Genomic DNA, 17,580 nt, shown 5'->3' with positions numbered 1-17,580 from the left:
GTAAGTACCAGTTAGAGAGTTTTTTATGTGAGTCATTAGTGGATCAGCTTACTTTCTTTTGCCTTTTTAACTAAATCAGAGGTTGAGCTATTAATGATATTTTTCAATGCCAACCCAATAACCAGAGCAATACCTGCATAAACTGCCATCATGAAGAGGTCACGATAGATAATTTCCCAGATGATTCCCCCGACAGCCTCTCGCATCATGCTAATTCCATACGTAAAGGGTAGGAAAGGATAGATGGCTTGGAAAAATGGTGGGGTAACCTGAATAGGGAACGTCCCACCTGAGCCTGCTAGCTGAAGCACCAACAGGACAATCGACATTGCTTTTCCTACATTGCCAAATACAGATACAAGCGTATACACAATCAGCATAAAGACAGCACTCAATATCATTCCAAACAAGACGAACCAGAAGATATTCACGACATAGGCTCCCAATATAAAAATGTCACCAAGCGTAACCATAATCGATTGAAGCACAGCTAGTGTCAGGAAGGTGAAATAGCGGCCGAAATATACCTCGTAGCTCTTATACGTTAGACCAGGTTCATGAATCTCCACACTCAGTAAAGAAACTAGCAGTAATGCACCTACCCAAAGTGAAAGGGTAGTAAAAAAAGGAGACATGGCTGAGCCGTAGTTGGGAATAGGGAATAGTCGATTTTCTTTTAGTACAACAGGCTCTGCAAAGAATTGACTCTCTTTTTCTGCATTCAATTTTAGCAGTGAAATCAGTTCATCCAGATTTCCTTCCTTTTCTAACTTGCGAATGTAATTAGCCAGTTTCTTCACTTTTTTTTCTACTTCCGGCAAATTTTGTTTTGCATTCAACAGCTCTTTACTGCCGAGTGCTAAGCCGCTTTTGGCATCTTGAAGGATTTTATTAACATCTGGCAGACTGGCGATGGCATCTTGCAAGACACCTTGAGTACTAGTCATTCCTTGCTTTGCCTTTTCGATTCCTTGGATGATAATCGGTTCAATCTGTGTATCATAGTTAAAAAGTAAATCATCAATCGCTTGTGATGTATCTCTTGCAAGCTGAGTCAGATTGTTAACAATCTGTTCTGCTGGTTTCTCTCCACGATTAATCGCTTCTCGAATCTGTTTTAGCATAGAGATTTGATTGTTAAACTTGTCTTGAATCCGTTCGAGCTTATCAGTAACAAAATGAAGACGGCCACCTGTCAAATTGGAAAGCGGTCGAAAAACAGATAATAACCGATCTGTGATATGTTCAGCAGTATCCAGTTTTCCTTCGATTCGTTTCAACTCTTTTTCTGCCACTTTGGGTATAAAACTAACATCTTTTAAAATTCCAAGGAGCTTTTCTATTGAAACAGCCGTTTGTTGAACTAATAAAAGATTTTCCTTAATGTAAGGAGAAAGCATCCCGATGGCATCTTCACTGTGAGTAAGAAATTCCCCTACGTTCTTGGTTAATTCTTCTGCATCCGTAGCAAGCTGAGTAATGACGGGAAGATCCTTTTCTGCTTTTAGAAGAATCGCATCCACTTTCGCCATATCTTGTTCTGCTGTTCCTACCACATGCTTAATCTCAGGGAAGGCAGCCTCTAGTTTAAAAATAAAATCAATCAATTTTATAATGGAAGGCAGCTCGCTTTCCAATTGAATTCCAATCTCGTTGAAGATACGAAAAATCGTTCCATTGGCTGTTTTAATGAAATTCTCATTTACCTGCCCGATAATGGAAGATGCTCCCTTGGAAGTGATTTTGGGAGAGATCGCATTAATTTTTTCATTTACGTTATAAATAATTTCAGCCTTTTGCGGATCTTTGGATAATACACTTCCAATTTTTTCAGAAAAGTTGGCTGGAATGGTAATGGTAGCATAATAATCCCCGTGTTGAACCCCTCTCAGAGCCTCTTTCTCATCTACGAACTGCCAGCCGATCTGTTTATTCTCTTTCAGAGATGCAATGATTTCTTCTCCGAGATTAAGCATGGTACCACGTATCGTGGTACCATGATCAAGATTGGTAACAGCTACTTTTATACCGCTTGTCTGGCTGTAAGGGTCCCATGAAGCTTCAATATTAAACCAAGCATATAGGGAAGGTAAAAATACCAGTCCCCCGATTATGACAGCAGCTACCCAATTTGATGCGATTCTTTTTACATCTCTTATGTATATCTGAATGATATTCTTCATACCAAGACTCCTATCCATATCATTGGGTTGGCGATCTTCCTTTTCTTATAATGAACATCTTCTAATGAAATACCAGCTTCTTCGAAGAGCTATCAAAAGAAGGTTTCCTTATTGTCCCCTATTTTTGGGAAAAGATTTTTTAGATTAATCTGTACCAAAAATATATTCTATGCCAAAATTAAATAATAGTGAATAAAAAATATCAAACACATACTCGTTACTCTGGTATTTGGTTTACCCATGTAGAAAATAGATAAGTAGACAAATAAAGAAGCCCCGTGGAGAAAATTCGCCAAGGGCTTCTTTCATCGATGTGTTAGTATACTAAGGTTGCGAATCGTTGCCATTATCCAGTCCTTCAAAGACAATGGATACCTTTTGTTCCATAATTTCTTCCAATGGCCAACCGCCGTCGTTACGGACCCAATCATAAAGCGCATTGTAGTAGATGTTTTCCAGCATGTTTGCTGCAATCAGCGGATTGAATTTGTTATTCAATCGTCCTTTTTCCTGGGCATCTTCAATCAGATCAGAGAAGATCTCACGTAGTTCGAAGTACATGTTTTTCTTCTCCGACTCCAAAACCTTACGATGCTTCATCGATGACTCGATTAAAACCTTAAGAAAATCGTAGTTTTGGATGTTAACTTCATTCAGAATTTTATAAATACGCAGGACCTTCTGTTTGCAACTATTACCGTAATCCCATTCTTCGCGACGATCCTCAACTTCTTGTAATCGTTCATAGCCCCAATTGGCAAGAATCGCTTCTTTTGAAGTGAAGTGTAGAAAAATTGTCCCGCGCGCTACATCTGCTTCTTCAGAGATCATATCAATTGTCGTTGCTTCAAAACCATGTTCTTTAAATAGCTTAATGGCGGCATTGAAGATACGCTGCTTGGTCTCTCTTTTTTTTCGTTCTCTCCGAGTCGTCACACGGAACACCTCCTAATCAGCAGTATAACATAGGAATGTTTTTTTTCTGTGTAAAACTTGCAGAAGAAGGCAATTTACCCCAAAAAAGACTTTGCAAAAAAAGGCATTTGATTGTATATTTATTTGTAAATATGAATTATTATACATTTATAGAGTATTCAACATGAGTGGGGGAATGTTTTCGTGGGTATGACAGGTACGCTGGTCGTTCGCCAGGCAACCATACAAGATGTGGATCAAATGTTAGAAATTATTAATTTTAATGCTGCCAAAGGGCTGATGCTACCACGGACGAAACTGTCAATCTGCGAGCATCTGCAATCATTTATCGTAGCGTATGACGGTCAAGGGGTTATCGGCATGGGAGGTCTGCATATCCTCTGGGAAGACCTTGCTGAAATACGTTCACTAGCTATAGCTGAACGTGCTCAAGGCCTTGGTATAGGTAAAAAGATTGTGATAGCACTAGTGGAGCAAGCTACCAATTTAGGCATTCAGCGGGTGCTGTCCCTTACGTATCAGGTTGATTTTTTTCATAAATGTAATTTTCACATTGTACAAAAAGAAACTTTGCCACAAAAAGTGTGGAAAGATTGCATAAATTGTTCAAAACTTCCGATGTGCGATGAAATCGCCATGATACGTTATACACAGCAAGATATTCAGGAATAATATAACAGGAGAGCGGGAAGAATGTGCCAGACTTGTCTGGACTCTTCCCGTTTTTGACTATATAAGAAGGTAGGTACTACTGTAGTGGGTATGCAGAAGAAGCACATTTTTTGACAGATAGGAATTTATAAAAATTCCTATCTGCATAAGTACAACTAAGGCTTTGCCTGCGCCAAGGCTTGGTAAAGCCAAGTTTTCTAATCTGTAAACTCGTTAAGGTCCCGCAAGGGAGCTAAAACTGTCCGCTACTGGGCAAAGAGTGCGGAAAGTGCAAAAGGGTGCGATGCTACGAAGTATCTCATGGGTTGCACTTTTTAATCCGCACTCTTTATTGTGTAGCTAGGTAGGACCTTAAATAGTTCTAAATAAAAAATGTGCTTCTTCTGCAAAGGGCCTCAGTGGAAAGACAGAATAAGAAACAACAGCATGAAAAACCAGCTTCTCTTTTCATACTGAGCGTCTTGGCGAAGCCCGCCCCAGCGGAGCATTATTTATCGGGATAAAGAAGCGAGACCAAGCAAGTCTTACAGTGAAGACATCGTTTTGAGCTTCCCCGATAAATAATGCGGAGCGGACAGTACAGCCCCTTGCGGGGCGAAGACTTTTAGCGAAGGGTGAAAAGAGAAGCTGGTTTTCTCCACAATGGTTGGAGGAAAGCTAGGTTTTTCTCAACGGTTCAACCATCACAAAGGTAGTCTCAAGCAGGATATCCAGATGTTGGTGTAAAATAATTATAAGGACAAGGAATCCAAGTCGGAGGGAATTAGTGTGCAAAAGATGGATTGGGACTTGTACCTATTGCCATATGAACAAGCAGTAGAAGAGTTAAAAGTCAAATTGAAGAATTCAAGAATTGAATATAGGAAGCGTACGAATCATTCTCCGATTGAATTCGTGACGGGACGGGTAAAATCAATTAACAGCATATATAACAAGGCGAGTCGTCTTCATTTTCCCATTAATGAAAACATTGCCTGGGAGATACGTGACATTGCTGGTTTACGCATTATCTGTCAGTTCATCGATGATATCTCGGTTGTAGTTGAAATGCTCAGAAACCGACAAGATATGAAGATTTATCTGGAGAAGGATTACGTCAGCCAACCAAAGGAGACAGGGTATCGAGGTTTCCACATAGCTGTCGAGTATCCGATTATGACTGTAGATGGACCTAAGACCATACCGGTTGAAATACAGATCAGGACGCTCGGGATGAATTTTTGGGCAACTATCGAGCATTCTCTCAATTATAAGTATGAGGGCATCATTCCAGAAGAGATTAAACAACGTCTGATTGAGTCTGCGAAAGCATCGTATACTTTAGATAATGAGATGAATAAAATACGTGATGAAATTAAAGAAGCGCAAGTGGAGTTCACACGTAAGAAAGAATCACCGATCGACCCGTTATTAAGCATAGTGGAATTAGAACTTGATGTTGATGTGGGGACAGAATCTAGTTTTTTTGAACATGAGCATAGTCGAGCATTGCAACAGGTGAAAGAGGAGGAACGGGATGAGCGTAATTAATTGGAAAGAAGAGGTAGAAAAACATAAAGAGGAACTGCTGCAGGAAACTCAGCAGTTTCTTCGTATTAACAGTGTGTATGATCCAGAAACGATACAGTCAGGAGCACCATTTGGTGAAGGAATTCGTCAAGCCTTGGAGTTTGCCTTACATCAATGTGAAAAGCTGGGAATGACTACGAAGAATCTGGATGGGTATGCCGGACACGGTGAATTTGGTCAAGGCGAGGAACTGGTAGGTGTACTTAGTCACGTGGATGTCGTGCCCCCAGGAGATGGGTGGAACGTGCCTCCATTCGCAGCAGAAATCATCGAGGGCAAAATCATTGCTCGTGGTGCACTTGATGATAAAGGACCAGCTATGGCGGCTATTTTTGCTGCCAAGATTGTTAAGGAATCAGGATTACCTCTTGGAAAACGGGTTCGATTAATTTTTGGTACGGATGAGGAATCAGGCTGGCAGTGTGTTCAACACTATTTTGAACATGAAGAAATGCCAACAATGGGCTTTACACCAGACGCTGATTTTCCCATCATTTTTGCTGAAAAAGGCTTAACAGTTGTGGCGTTAACACAAACACCAGACGGTTTTAACACCAGACAGGATGCTCGGTTAGCTGCGAGTAAGCAGGTAGGGAAGGTTGCTTTCTTGCGTTCCTTCCATTCTGGTCTACGAGTAAATATGGTTCCAGATCTCGCTCGGGCAGAGCTTGTTTGTGCTCCAGAGCAAGCCGAATCCATCGATGAGGCATTTCGTAACTTTTTAATAGATGGAGGAAACCGTGGGGACGTGGTCAAGACTGAAAATGGACTTGTTCTCACTATGCAAGGAATATCGGTACATGGGATGGACCCTGCTAAGGGATTAAATGCTGGAACACATCTTGCACATTTCCTGTCAGGTTATTCGCTTGATGAACGTGGAGCAGCTTTTGTAGCGTTTCTGGAAAAATATCTATATGAGCAACACGACGGAAAAGCGTTAACGATTGCACAAACCAATTTGGAAATGGGCGATCTTACTGTTAATCCTGGTATTCTTACTTATCAGGCGGATGGAATAGCAGAAATATACTTGAACATTCGGTACCCACACTCAGCCGAATTCGAATTCTGGGAGCCTCGTGTACGAGGAATCGCTATTGCACACGGATACGAGATGGAGATGCAAAAACATCAACGACCTCATCGTGTCGATCCTAATCATCAGTTGGTTACTACGCTACAACGGGTATATACAGAGCAAACAGGCGAAGAAGCAACATTAGTAGCAATTGGTGGAGGAACATACGGGCGCGCTTTAGATGTGGGAGTAGCATTCGGCCCACTCTTCCCTGGCAGGGAAGATACAGCACATCAGCGTGACGAATATTTGTTACTCGAAGACTTACTGAGAGCTACTACACTCTATGCTCAGGCAATATATGAATTAGCAAAGGAATAGCATCTGTACTATATCTTTCTTGTGTTTTAGGAAATACTTATATACTATAAAGAAAGTGTTTGTCAAGAAGGACGATAAGTTTACAGGAAGTGAATATATGACTACATTTGAACAATTTCGTTTTCGACCGGAAATCATGCAAGGTATTTCCGATTTGTTCTATAAAGAACCAACACCGATTCAGGAAGTAGCTATTCCATTGATTATGGAAGGAAAAGATGTGATTGGACAGGCCCAGACGGGTACTGGTAAAACCGCAGCTTTTGTCCTGCCAACTTTGGAAAAACTGCAAAAGGACAAAAAGGACATTCAAGTTCTTATTTTAACTCCGACACGTGAACTCTCTATCCAAATCGCAGCAGAGATTCAGAAACTGGGTAAACATTTGAATATTAATGTGTTATCACTGCATGGCGGTACAGATATTGAGCGTCAGATGAACAAACTGAAGGAGAACGTACAGATTGTGGTGGGTACACCAGGTCGTGTTCTGGATCATATGCGTCGTGAGACTCTCCATTTTGGACGCATTCATACGCTTGTATTGGATGAAGCGGATAAAATGCTGGAGATGGGCTTTTTAGAAGACGTGGAAAAAATTATTGTGTCTACACCAAGTAGCAGACAGGTGTTGCTCTTCTCTGCAACTATGCCTGACCTAGTTAAAAAGTTGGCACAACGATTCATGAAACAGCCTCCACACATTAAGATCGAATCCAAGCAAAAAACCGTTGAAAATATCACACAGGAATATTATGTGATTAACCAATCGGATAAAATGGATGCTCTTCTCGATTTGATTGAAGTGGCAAAACCATTCCTGGGGATTATTTTTGCCAATACCCAGCAGCGTGTTAAAATCCTGACTGCTCGCTTGCAAGAAGCAGGCTATGAGGCGAGAGCGTTATATGGTGACTTGTCTCAGAACAAGCGGGAAACATTGATGAAAGATTTCCGCAAAGTGAAGTTCCAGTTGTTAGTTGCTACTGATATTGCTGCGCGTGGACTAGATGTTGAAGGGGTAACGCATGTTTTCAACTACGACATCCCAAGTGATGTGGAAAGCTATATCCACCGCGTGGGACGTACAGGTCGTGCTAATCAGCAAGGAAACGCAATCTCTTTCATTACTCCTCGTCAAAAGAGCACAATGGCTCGTTTTGCCAAAGGGACGAAGGCGGAGATTACGGAAAAATTGCTAATGCATACGCGCCATCTGGATGCAGGTCGCAAAGCTCGTTCTGGGGAACGTGAAGTACACTATACAGAGCTACGTAAAGAAAAAGCTGTCCAAAAGCAGAAAGAAAAAGCGGAGAAAGAAGCACCGTTAAAAGAGGCATTGACAAAGAATAAAAAAGTTAAGCCTGGCTATAAGAAAAAACTAAAACGCGAGTTGGAAGAGTGGCAAACACAATATACTCGTAACCAAAAGCGTGAGGAAGCGAAAAAAGCTGCCAAGGCAGCCAAAGCTTCAAAGGGCAAAAAGCCAGCACAAGGACAAAACCGAAGTCAAGGTGAAGGTAATCAAGCCAGAGGTCAAGGCGGCCAAGGTGGATATCAAGGTCAAAGCAGAGGTCAAGGCGGCCTAGGTGGATATCAAGGTCAACGCAGAGGTCAAGGCGGCCTAGGTGGATATCAAGGTCAACGCAGAGGTCAAGGCGGCCTAGGTGGATATCAAGGTCAACGCAGAGGTCAAGGCGGCCTAGGTGGATATCAAGGTCAACGCAGAGGTCAAGGCGGCCTAGGTGGATATCAAGGTCAAAGCAGAGGTCAAGGCGGCCAAGGCGGATACCAAGGTCAAAGCAGAGGTCAAGGTGGCCAAGGTGGATATCAAGGTCAAAGCAGAGGTCAAGGCGGCCAAGGTGGATATCAAGGTCAAAGCAGAGGCCAAGGCGGCCAAGGTGGAGATCAAGGTCAAAGCAGAGGTCAAGGCGGCCAAGGTGGATATCAAGGTCAAAGCAGAGGTCAAGGCGGTCAAGGTGGATACCAAGGTCAAAGCAGAGGTCAAGCTCCAAGACGTGGTCAAGGTACTGGTCCAAGCCGGAATTCAGCTCCGAATAGATCAGGTAAAAGATAAGTAAAACGTAAAGAAGAAAAAGCCCAATCTGACCAGCTCATGCTGATGCAGATTGGGCTATCTTTTTAGTGATGGTTGATAGTATTAAAAAAGTTTAGCTAATGTGAAACGACTTTTGGGTATATAACGTAAAACATTCATATATGGGTCGTTTCCCCCATCGTAATTACAACCAGCGTAATCCCTTTGGATAATGATTTTTCATCTGACCACCTGCTGATTTCGCCCAGCCTAATGGATAGCCATCAACAGTTACTAAAGTCCATCCCGCAGGTGCGTTTGAAACCCAAGTTTCGCCTCGGAGATAACGATAGACTTGTTCATCGGTTGAAGATAGGTCACAGCGGTGCAGAGCGTCCTCTGGTTGTAATGCGAGGGCTAGTGCATGGGAAGGTTCAAAACGGTTCTTTTTCACCGTGCCCAGATGCAGCCCAGGTCGTGCAACTTTAATCCCTTCCAGAGAGAGTGATTCCTCAGGTTGTAGATATAGTTGCTCCCCAAACAGTAAGTACTCGCCGCCTACACAATCAGGTGCTTGAAGCAAGTTCTCAGATACAAAGCTCTCCCAAAAAGTGAAGGCTTCTTTTACACTACTTGCCTGTTTATTTGGCTTTTCTTTTTTCTTGTTCGCTTGCTTGGGTGACTCTTCTTCCCGATTAAGTAATAAAGAGGGATGGTGACGTAATACAGCCAAATAATGTCCCTCTCCTTCCAAGCGATGCGGCCAAAGACGGGAAGTAGAGTAGACGATTAGCCCACCTTCTTTTAGCATGGTTACAGCTGAATCTAGAATATCGTGTTGCATCGTTGCACATTCAAATACCTTGGTTTCTGACCAGTCGTTGATGGCTTCCGGTAATTTACGAAACATCCCTTCACCTGAACAAGGTGCATCAACTACGATTTTGTCGAAAAAGCTGGGGAAATGGCTTGCGAGGTTTTCAGGATTTTCATTGGTGACGATGGTGCTGGGAATGCCCAGACGTTCTATGTTCTCCGATAATGCTTTTACACGTACGGGATGTATTTCATTTGCTATAAGAAGTCCTTGTCTTTGTAAGGCTGCTGCGATTTGGGTAGATTTGCCTCCAGGAGCGGCACACAGGTCAAGAATTCGTTCTCCAGGAGAAACTTGTAACGATTCTGCTACAGACATTGCGCTTGGTTCCTGTAAATAATAGAGACCAGCAGCATGATAAGGGTGTTTGCCAGGACGATCTGTGGTTACATAATAGAATCCAGACTGATTCCACGGGACTGGGTATAATGGAAAGGGACTTTGAGTAAGAAAATTTTTCGGGGTTGTTTTTAACAGATTCACACGCAGACCTTGTTTAGGCTCTTGTGTGTAGCTAGCCAGAAAGGCTTTGAATTCCTCTTTGCCAAGCATTTGCTTCATTCGGGTAGTAAATGTTTCGGGTAAAGCAATGTTCATGTAAGCCTCCTTTTTACATAGTGTGAAAGGTATGGATATAACTAAACTTCAATTTTTCTAAAGGATATTGACGAATAATGACGAAAATATTTTGAGTGTAAGTGAGGTGAAAGACGTGAGGAACTCCCGTTCAGAAAGATCCCGTGTTCGGACCAAGGTACGCGCGAAACGGCGCATTGATCGTGAAGTGGGTCAGTTTTGGGTAATGGGACTTATCTTTACATTACTTATCTTCTCGTTTCAGTTTTTTATTACGATACCAGAAGATGCAAAATGGCTGTTGGAAATGGAAATGGCCTTCTTCTCAGCTAGCTTTACATTATTAGCTTTATATTTGATTGGCTTTACTCTCGTCTTCTCTAAGCAGGGAGACATGGGGAAAATTAGCCATCAGGTGATCATATATGTTTGGATGGTAGCCATTCTGTATCACTTGTTTGTTCTTGTGTCCGGTTATACAAATGAGCACGTGTATAAAGCAGGAATTATTCTCTTTTTAGGTCCGGTATTTTTGACGATGTATCATTTTATCACGTACATGTCAGATTTGCGTCAGACAAGAAGGGAAGAGAAGAGTTCAGAAGCAACTACGGCAGAGCGTGCTGCCTATGAACTGATTAACGCAGCGACCAAAATGTATAATGAGATCCAACGGCTACAGATACAGCATCCTGAGGTTGATCAGATGCTACTTGCCAATCAGTTTTCACTTAAACTGGAGAGATACATACTGGAGATGCAACAATTTTTGCAGATTGATAAGTTTGAGCCTAAAGATATTGAGTTATTAGAGGGTCATTTTTTGTATGTAGAAAACATTTTGATGCTGGTAAAACAGCTCCCTGACATTCAGGAATCGAGAACATACGCTGCTCAAACACAAAAAACATTGTAACAAAAGCATCGTAATCAGAAAAGAACGAAAGAGCATACTCCCTAATGAGTATGTTTTTGATCAATAAAAATGTGCCTAGTTGCACACAAAAAAGCAGAGAGCTGGATATCTCTGTTTGATTAGAATGGATAAAAAATCATGCTGAAAAAAAACATTCCGCCCCCTCTGAAATAAGGGAACGGAATGTTTTTTATTTATATGGTCTTCACATAAGCAATCGGATGAATAGGAGCAGTCAGTTGGCTACGAATAGATGTTAACTCATCTTGAGCCACACTGAATAAGGCACAGGTGGATGGCCCAGCCGATTCCGCTAAATCAAGCGGACAATCAGTGATCCACTCGATTTGGTGGCTATGAAAATCCTGAGAATAAGCAATCATTTCATTTAGCTCATAGCGAATTCCTTTTGACCCAACCGGGATGATGTCGTGGACACCCTGCTTCGAACGAAGCCACATTAATTCCTGGAGGGAGAGAATCTCAGGGTCATCTAAACGTACCTCGTGCTTTGGTCCGCTTTTTGGCAAACCAGCGCATACAATGACATCACCTGGGCGTGTAGTACCTGGATAGAAACTCTTGGCAGGAACTAAACCTAACACAGTAATTCCCACCCCCGTCTGTATGGTGGGTACATTTTCTTCGGTACTTCCTGTGAATTGTAGCTCGTCGGCTAGCCCTGCTTCAGCAGCATAATTTTTGATACCCTGAATGATTTCTCGTCCTGTAGGCTCCATTTCTACAGATAGACAGTCGATTACCAGAAAAGGTGAAGAGCCACAGGCTATTTGTTCAAATAAAGGCACGCGTACAGCGAAGCGTCCTAGCGTATCAGCTGAAACCTGAACGACGTCGCCTTGTTTTGATCCGATTCCTCCATCCGAATCACAGGCGATGACAAGAAACTGTTCTTTGTTGATGTGAAAAAGGGTCAGATCGCGTACTTTACGTAATTGTTGTGCTGGGTTAATGATAAATGGAAAAGTCATATCCTACTCCTTTTTTGAAATTCTAATCTGCATAAGTGCAACTAAGGCTTTGCCTGCGCCAAAGGCTTGGCAAAGCCAAGTTTTCTAATATCTATCAGTGATGACTGTAGATAAGGTTACGGCAATGGTTTTTTCAACATTAATAATGTGTTAAAAGTAAGAGATTCTTGTAGTTCGATCGAGAGTGTGGAAACAAGCTCTTGTTTGACTCCATCTTTATATACATGTTCTTCACTGGTTAAAATAAATCCGATTTCGTGAGCCAAACGTTTTGCTTCCCAAGGCATGATGGTGTTTTGGATTGCCATTTGATCATATAGCCGTGGATAGCTATGTGCACGAGGTCCCGCTGTTGGTCCAAGTACCGCTAATAGTAGTATACCATCGGGCTGTAAAACACGATAAAACTCACGTAATACTCGAAGCGGGGATGAGGAGAATTCCATGGCATTAATTGAAATGATCCCGGAAAAATGGTCAGAGGAGTACGGTAGCTCTGCAATGTCTCCCTGCGTAAAATGTAATGTAGATGGTGGAATGTCGGCTGAATCCTTTCTTGCCAACTGAACCATCTCACCAGAAATATCAAGTCCATCCACTAGATAGCCAAGTCTTGCCAGCTTACGACTTGCATATCCTGCCCCACATCCGGCATCCAGTACAGCTTGCCCTGATGGTGGCAGGAGCTTGGTAAACAATGGCAGGATTGTTTTCCGACTACCTCTCTCCCACATTTCTTCACTTTTTTCTTGCCAATTTGATGCAAATATATCCCACTCTTGTTGCACGTGTTTATTCCATTCTGATACCAATTGTAGCATCCTCCTTACCATGCGGGTAGCGCATGAAGAATAAGTATTTCTACTTACTTTATCAAAATTTTCGGTCTATCAAACACTTTGGATTGACATAAGTAGGATCAGCTTGTTTCAGAGTGTAATAGGGGGCAAAAGTCGTAGTTACAGCGTTATTCCCCTACTGCATAAAAGCGTTTATGCGTTAGTTAGGATTCTTGCGAGAAAAAATAAGAACGATTAATCTCAAGAAAAGGGTAAAAATTCTGAAATTTTCTGGAGGTTGAATGTTGTGAGCACAACTGATTTTTTCCCGATTCAGGACTGGGACCACATTGAAATTTATGTTGGAAATGCGAAGCAAGCGATGTTTTATTACACGCATGCATTTGGTTTTGAGGCTGTTGCATACGCAGGATTAGAAACAGGCAGCCGGGACAAGGTATCTTATGTGTTAAAACAAAATCATGTGCGTCTGGTACTTACGGGTGCCCTAACTCCTGACCATCCAATTACTGACTTTGTAAAGCTACATGGAGAAGGAGTAAAGGATATTGCCCTTCGCGTGGAGGACTGTGAAAAGGCTTACCAGGAAGCAATTTCTCGTGGTGCAGTTTCTGTGATGGAACCGACTGAATATAGCGATGAATTTGGTACCATCAAAAAAGCAACCATTTCCACCTATGGAGATACCGTTCACTCCTTTATTGAACGAAAAAATTATTCAGGGCCTTTCTTCCCAGGATTCACAAGCTATGAAAGCTCAGTAAAATCGGAATCAACAGGTTTAATTGGCATCGATCATCTTGTGGGTAACGTCGAAGTGATGGATGAATGGGTAGGCTTCTATGAAAAAGTAATGGGCTTCACCGCTTCTCAGAACTTTAGCGACGATGACATCTCAACAGAATACTCTGCGTTAATGTCCAAAGTAATGCAAAACGGCACAGGACGTATTAAGTTCCCAATCAATGAACCAGCAGAAGGAAAACGTAAATCACAGATTGAAGAATACCTCGATTTTAACAAGGGCCCTGGCGTTCAGCATATTGCTGTTTTAACAAACGATATCGTAAAAACGGTTGCCCATTTGAAAGCAAACGGTGTTGACTTCCTTTCCGTTCCTGACACGTATTATGAGGAGCTAAAAGAGCGTGTAGGACAGATTGACGAAGATATGGATAAGTTGAAGGAGCTAGGCATTCTGGTTGACAGAGATGATGAAGGATACCTGCTGCAACTGTTCAGTAAACCCGTTGTTGACCGTCCGACCCTCTTCTTTGAAATCATTCAGCGCAAGGGAAGTCGTGGGTTTGGTAATGGTAACTTTAAAGCCTTGTTTGTTGCACTAGAACTGGAACAAGAGCGTCGCGGAAATCTGTAAAAGCAAGTTTTAATATAAAGAGGAAAATCGTCCTTTACAGCAAGAGGAAAAGGCGCGGTTTTCTTCTTTTTTATAACTGATTTAGAATGGGTATGCAGAAGAAGCACATTTTTTGTCTGCGAACTCGTTAAGGTCCAGCGAGGTAGAGGGACTGTCCGCTACACTACAAAGAATGCGGAAAGTGCAAAAGGAGGGGGTGCTACGCAGTACCTCATGGGTTGCACTTTTTGATCCGCATTCTTTGTAGTGTAGCTAGGTAAGACCTTAAATAGTTCTGGACAAAAAATGTGCTTCTTCTGCTAACGGCTGCAGTGGAAAAAAATACAAGCAAAACAAACAGCATGTAAAAGCAGCTTCTCTTTTCATACTTAGCGTCTTGGCGAAGCCCGACCCAGCGGAGCATTATTTATCGGGATAAAGAAGCGAGACCAAGCAAGTCTTACAGTGAATACGTCGTTTTGAGCTTCCACGATATATAATGGGGAGCGGACAGTCAATCCCCTTGCGGGGCGAAGACCCTAAGCGAAGGATGAAAAGAGAAGCTGGTTTTCTCCACTGAAGTAGGATGAAAACGATCTTTTAAAATCATATATGCCCAAAAAGTAAGTACTGCATTAGAGATTTTATGCTTTACAAAAAAATAGAAAACACTTTCATAGAATAGTAAAGTAATGTAAGATAAGTCTAACCATTCATTTTTATTATTTTCTGATTATTTAGTTTTTATTTGTTAATTCGTGTCATGCACAAAAAACGTTGTAAGTAGAAAGGAGAGAGCAGGAATAAGAGAGAGCTTTACATTATTAGTAAATGAATTCAGGTGAAATTCAATTTTAGAGTAATTTCTTATCCTTATCTATCCTTATCTATCATTACTAGGAAGGTGAATCGTTCGTGAACAGAAAGATGATGTCGATCCTGATTTGGGCTGCTATTTCTGCATTGGGTGCATTTGGATTTGGAGCTCTAGCTTTATCGAAGGGTGAAAGTGTAAGTTCTTTTTGGTTACTAACAGCTGCATTATGTACATATGCGGTTGGTTATCGTTTTTATAGTCGTTTTATCTCATTTAAAATCCTGGGGCTTAATAACAAAAGAGCGACCCCGGCTGAGATTAACAATGATGGTAAAGACTTTGTTCCCACAAATAAATGGGTACTGTATGGTCACCACTTTGCGGCGATTGCGGGGGCAGGTCCACTGGTAGGACCTACACTAGCTGCCCAAATGGGATATTTGCCAGGTACCATCTGGATTATTGTTGGCGTTGTGTTGGGTGGTGCAGTACAGGACTATATTATTTTATTTGGATCAATGCGTCGTAACGGAAAAAGTCTCGGGCAGATAGCCAAGGAAGAAATTGGCCCTATTGGTGGGACGCTGGCTCTGGTCGGTATCCTCGCTATCATGGTCATTCTTATCGCTGTACTAGCACTGGTTGTTGTAAATGCTCTAGCAGAATCTCCTTGGGCTACGTTTACGATCTTTATGACCTTGCCTATTGCTATTTTTATGGGATTATATATGCGGTTTTTCAGGCCAGGCAGAGTGTTAGAGGCCTCGATAATAGGAATTGTACTGTTGCTTGCTTCTCTTGTTTTGGGACAAGCGGTAGCAGCTTCTCCAGTGTATGGACCAATGTTTACGTTCAAAGGTACAGAACTTGCCATCATGATTATTATCTACGGATTTATTGCTTCGGTATTACCCGTTTGGTTCTTGTTAGCACCTCGGGATTATCTGAGCTCTTTCTTGAAAATTGGTACGATTATGCTTCTTGCAGTAGGTATTATCATTACGTTACCAGACCTACAAATGCCAGCGTTGACCAAATTTATTGATGGTACGGGTCCTGTGTTTACAGGTAATCTCTTCCCATTCCTGTTTATTACCATTGCGTGTGGAGCCATATCAGGATTCCATGCTTTAGTTTCATCAGGTACTACACCTAAGATGATTATTAAAGAAGGCGATGCGCCATTAATTGGTTACGGTGCGATGCTGACTGAATCGATGGTTGCTATCATGGCGATGATTGCAGCGTGTGTACTTACGCCAGGACTTTATTTTGCAGTCAATTCGCCAGCCTCGGTCATCGGAACGGATGTAAATGCTGCTGCTGCTGCTGTCTCAAGCATGGGTTTCACAATTACCCCTGAAATGTTACAGCAAACAGCAAATGATGTGGGTGAAAAGAGTATTTTATCCAGAACGGGTGGAGCCCCATCCTTTGCATTAGGGATGGCACATATTTTCTCTGAATTTCTCGGTGGAAAGACATTTATGGCTTTCTGGTACCACTTCGCCATACTCTTTGAAGCGGTATTCATATTAACGACGATAGATGCAGGTACACGTGTAGGAAGGTTTATGGTACAGGACTTACTTGGAAATATCATACCGAAAATGAAGCGTGTCGATTATCTACCTGGCAATCTGATTGGTTCAGCAGTTATTACAGCTGGTTGGGGATACTTCTTGTATCAAGGCGTAGTAGATCCACTAGGTGGAATTAAAACGCTCTGGCCGATGTTCGGTATCGCAAACCAAATGCTTGCCGTTATTGCTTTCGTAGTAGCAACCACACTGATTATAAAAATGGGTAAAGCGCGGCATGCTTGGGTTACCATCATGCCAATGGTCTGGCTTGCTTCTGCAACATTAACTGCCGCATGGCAAAAAATATTCTCTAATAATCCTGCAATTGGATTCTGGTCACATGCACAAAAATTCAAGGATATTGTGGCATCAGGTGCACTTCCGCCTGGCGCTAAGACGCTTGAAGATGCACAGAAGATGATTAACAACGACATCATTAACACGATCGTTTGTGCAATCTTTATGATTATCACCATCGCTATTTTGATTGATGGAATACGTCTTTGGATTTCAATTGCCCGAGGCAAAAAATATCAATTGAAGGAAGAACCATTCATTCCTACTAAACGTACTGAGGGAGATTTGCTTGCATGAGAAGGAAAGTAAGAGCGTTCAGAAAAAAATGGAGAAAAGTCAGCTCTGCCATTAAGACTATTTTCGGTATGCCCGATTATGATCGGTACCTTGAGCATTGGTACCGTACGCATGGAGCTCCCGGTAAATTTCCTATGTCAGAAAAAGAGTATTATATGTTCGCTCTGAAAAACAGGTATGAAAGCGGGACCATTAATCGGTGCTGTTAACTTACCAAAAAGGAAAGTGCCGAGTGTGTTAACTTGATTTTCTACTTATCAGGAATTTG

12 protein-coding genes and 1 pseudogene are annotated in these 17,580 nt (G+C 42.0%); 8 read left to right on the top strand and 5 right to left on the bottom strand.

Annotation, left to right across the window (positions count from 1 at the left end; all coding sequences use genetic code 11):
• Positions 1–35: 35 nt before the first annotated feature.
• Together LM917_RS20530 and LM917_RS24670 are read right to left on the bottom strand one after the other, a co-directional pair.
• Entirely contained in the window at positions 36–2,183 is a 2,148-nt protein-coding gene (locus LM917_RS20530; protein WP_232699580.1) for a YhgE/Pip domain-containing protein, read from the bottom strand.
• A gap of 324 nt (positions 2,184–2,507) precedes the next feature.
• The gene (locus LM917_RS24670) at positions 2,508–3,119 is read right to left on the bottom strand and encodes a TetR/AcrR family transcriptional regulator (protein WP_232699579.1); all 612 of its coding nucleotides are present in this window, start codon (positions 3,117–3,119) and stop codon (positions 2,508–2,510) included.
• Between the two features lie 189 nt (positions 3,120–3,308).
• Here LM917_RS24670 and LM917_RS20520 point away from each other — a divergent pair, with 189 nt between their 5' ends.
• The 4 genes and pseudogenes from LM917_RS20520 to LM917_RS20505 all read left to right on the top strand — a co-directional run.
• Entirely contained in the window at positions 3,309–3,791 is a 483-nt protein-coding gene (locus LM917_RS20520) for an N-acetyltransferase (protein ID WP_255668467.1), read from the top strand.
• A 768-nt stretch (positions 3,792–4,559) separates the two neighbouring features.
• Positions 4,560–5,321: a GTP pyrophosphokinase gene (locus LM917_RS20515; protein WP_232699577.1), complete on the top strand. Its 762-nt coding sequence runs from the start codon at positions 4,560–4,562 to the stop codon at positions 5,319–5,321.
• Positions 5,308–6,762, top strand: a complete 1,455-nt coding sequence (gene pepV / locus LM917_RS20510; RefSeq protein WP_232699576.1) for a dipeptidase PepV — start codon at positions 5,308–5,310, stop codon at positions 6,760–6,762. Before LM917_RS20515 ends, pepV begins: the two co-directional genes overlap by 14 nt.
• Positions 6,763–6,859: 97 nt before the next feature.
• Positions 6,860–8,311: pseudogene (locus LM917_RS20505) on the top strand (DEAD/DEAH box helicase); the annotation flags it as partial.
• Between the two features lie 694 nt (positions 8,312–9,005).
• Here LM917_RS20505 and LM917_RS20500 read toward each other — a convergent pair.
• Entirely contained in the window at positions 9,006–10,274 is a 1,269-nt protein-coding gene (locus LM917_RS20500) for an RsmF rRNA methyltransferase first C-terminal domain-containing protein (protein WP_232699575.1), read from the bottom strand.
• A gap of 115 nt (positions 10,275–10,389) precedes the next feature.
• Here LM917_RS20500 and LM917_RS20495 point away from each other — a divergent pair, with 115 nt between their 5' ends.
• A complete protein-coding gene (locus LM917_RS20495) occupies positions 10,390–11,169 on the top strand; it encodes a hypothetical protein (protein WP_232699574.1) in 780 nt (259 codons plus the stop codon).
• 194 nt (positions 11,170–11,363) lie between these two features.
• Here the strand turns inward: LM917_RS20495 and LM917_RS20490 are convergent, their stop codons facing one another.
• Positions 11,364–12,161 (bottom strand): AIR synthase family protein, encoded by a 798-nt coding sequence (locus LM917_RS20490; RefSeq protein WP_232699573.1) that lies wholly within the window; start codon positions 12,159–12,161, stop codon positions 11,364–11,366.
• 116 nt (positions 12,162–12,277) lie between these two features.
• Positions 12,278–12,973 carry a class I SAM-dependent methyltransferase gene (locus LM917_RS20485; RefSeq protein ID WP_232699572.1) on the bottom strand — a complete coding sequence of 232 codons (696 nt, stop codon included), beginning with the start codon at positions 12,971–12,973 and terminating at the stop codon, positions 12,278–12,280.
• Positions 12,974–13,247: 274 nt separating this feature from the next.
• Between LM917_RS20485 and hppD the strand changes: the two genes are divergently transcribed.
• The 3 genes from hppD to LM917_RS20470 all read left to right on the top strand — a co-directional run bounded on the left by hppD (position 13,248) and on the right by LM917_RS20470 (position 17,521).
• Entirely contained in the window at positions 13,248–14,339 is a 1,092-nt protein-coding gene (gene hppD / locus LM917_RS20480; RefSeq protein WP_232699571.1) for a 4-hydroxyphenylpyruvate dioxygenase, read from the top strand.
• A 906-nt stretch (positions 14,340–15,245) separates the two neighbouring features.
• Positions 15,246–17,312 (top strand): carbon starvation CstA family protein, encoded by a 2,067-nt coding sequence (locus LM917_RS20475; RefSeq protein ID WP_232699615.1) that lies wholly within the window; start codon positions 15,246–15,248, stop codon positions 17,310–17,312.
• Entirely contained in the window at positions 17,309–17,521 is a 213-nt protein-coding gene (locus tag LM917_RS20470) for a CstA-like transporter-associated (seleno)protein (protein WP_232699570.1), read from the top strand. Before LM917_RS20475 ends, LM917_RS20470 begins: the two co-directional genes overlap by 4 nt.
• Positions 17,522–17,580 lie beyond the last annotated feature (59 nt).

It is taken from the genome of Brevibacillus daliensis (assembly GCF_021245735.1).
Lineage (GTDB): Bacteria > Bacillota > Bacilli > Brevibacillales > Brevibacillaceae > Brevibacillus_B > Brevibacillus_B daliensis.
Note: the sequence above shows the minus strand (reverse complement) of the source record. Positions and strands in the feature narration are given on the sequence as shown.

Coding starts and splice junctions, on each gene's coding strand:
- LM917_RS20475 (WP_232699615.1), top strand. CDS start 15,246: ATGATGTCGATCCTGATTTGGGCTGCTATTTCTGCATTGGGTGCATTT.
- pepV (WP_232699576.1), top strand. CDS start 5,308: ATGAGCGTAATTAATTGGAAAGAAGAGGTAGAAAAACATAAAGAGGAA.
- LM917_RS20520 (WP_255668467.1), top strand. CDS start 3,309: ATGACAGGTACGCTGGTCGTTCGCCAGGCAACCATACAAGATGTGGAT.
- LM917_RS20530 (WP_232699580.1), bottom strand. CDS start 2,183: ATGAAGAATATCATTCAGATATACATAAGAGATGTAAAAAGAATCGCA.
- LM917_RS20490 (WP_232699573.1), bottom strand. CDS start 12,161: ATGACTTTTCCATTTATCATTAACCCAGCACAACAATTACGTAAAGTA.
- LM917_RS20470 (WP_232699570.1), top strand. CDS start 17,309: ATGAGAAGGAAAGTAAGAGCGTTCAGAAAAAAATGGAGAAAAGTCAGC.
- LM917_RS20500 (WP_232699575.1), bottom strand. CDS start 10,274: ATGAACATTGCTTTACCCGAAACATTTACTACCCGAATGAAGCAAATG.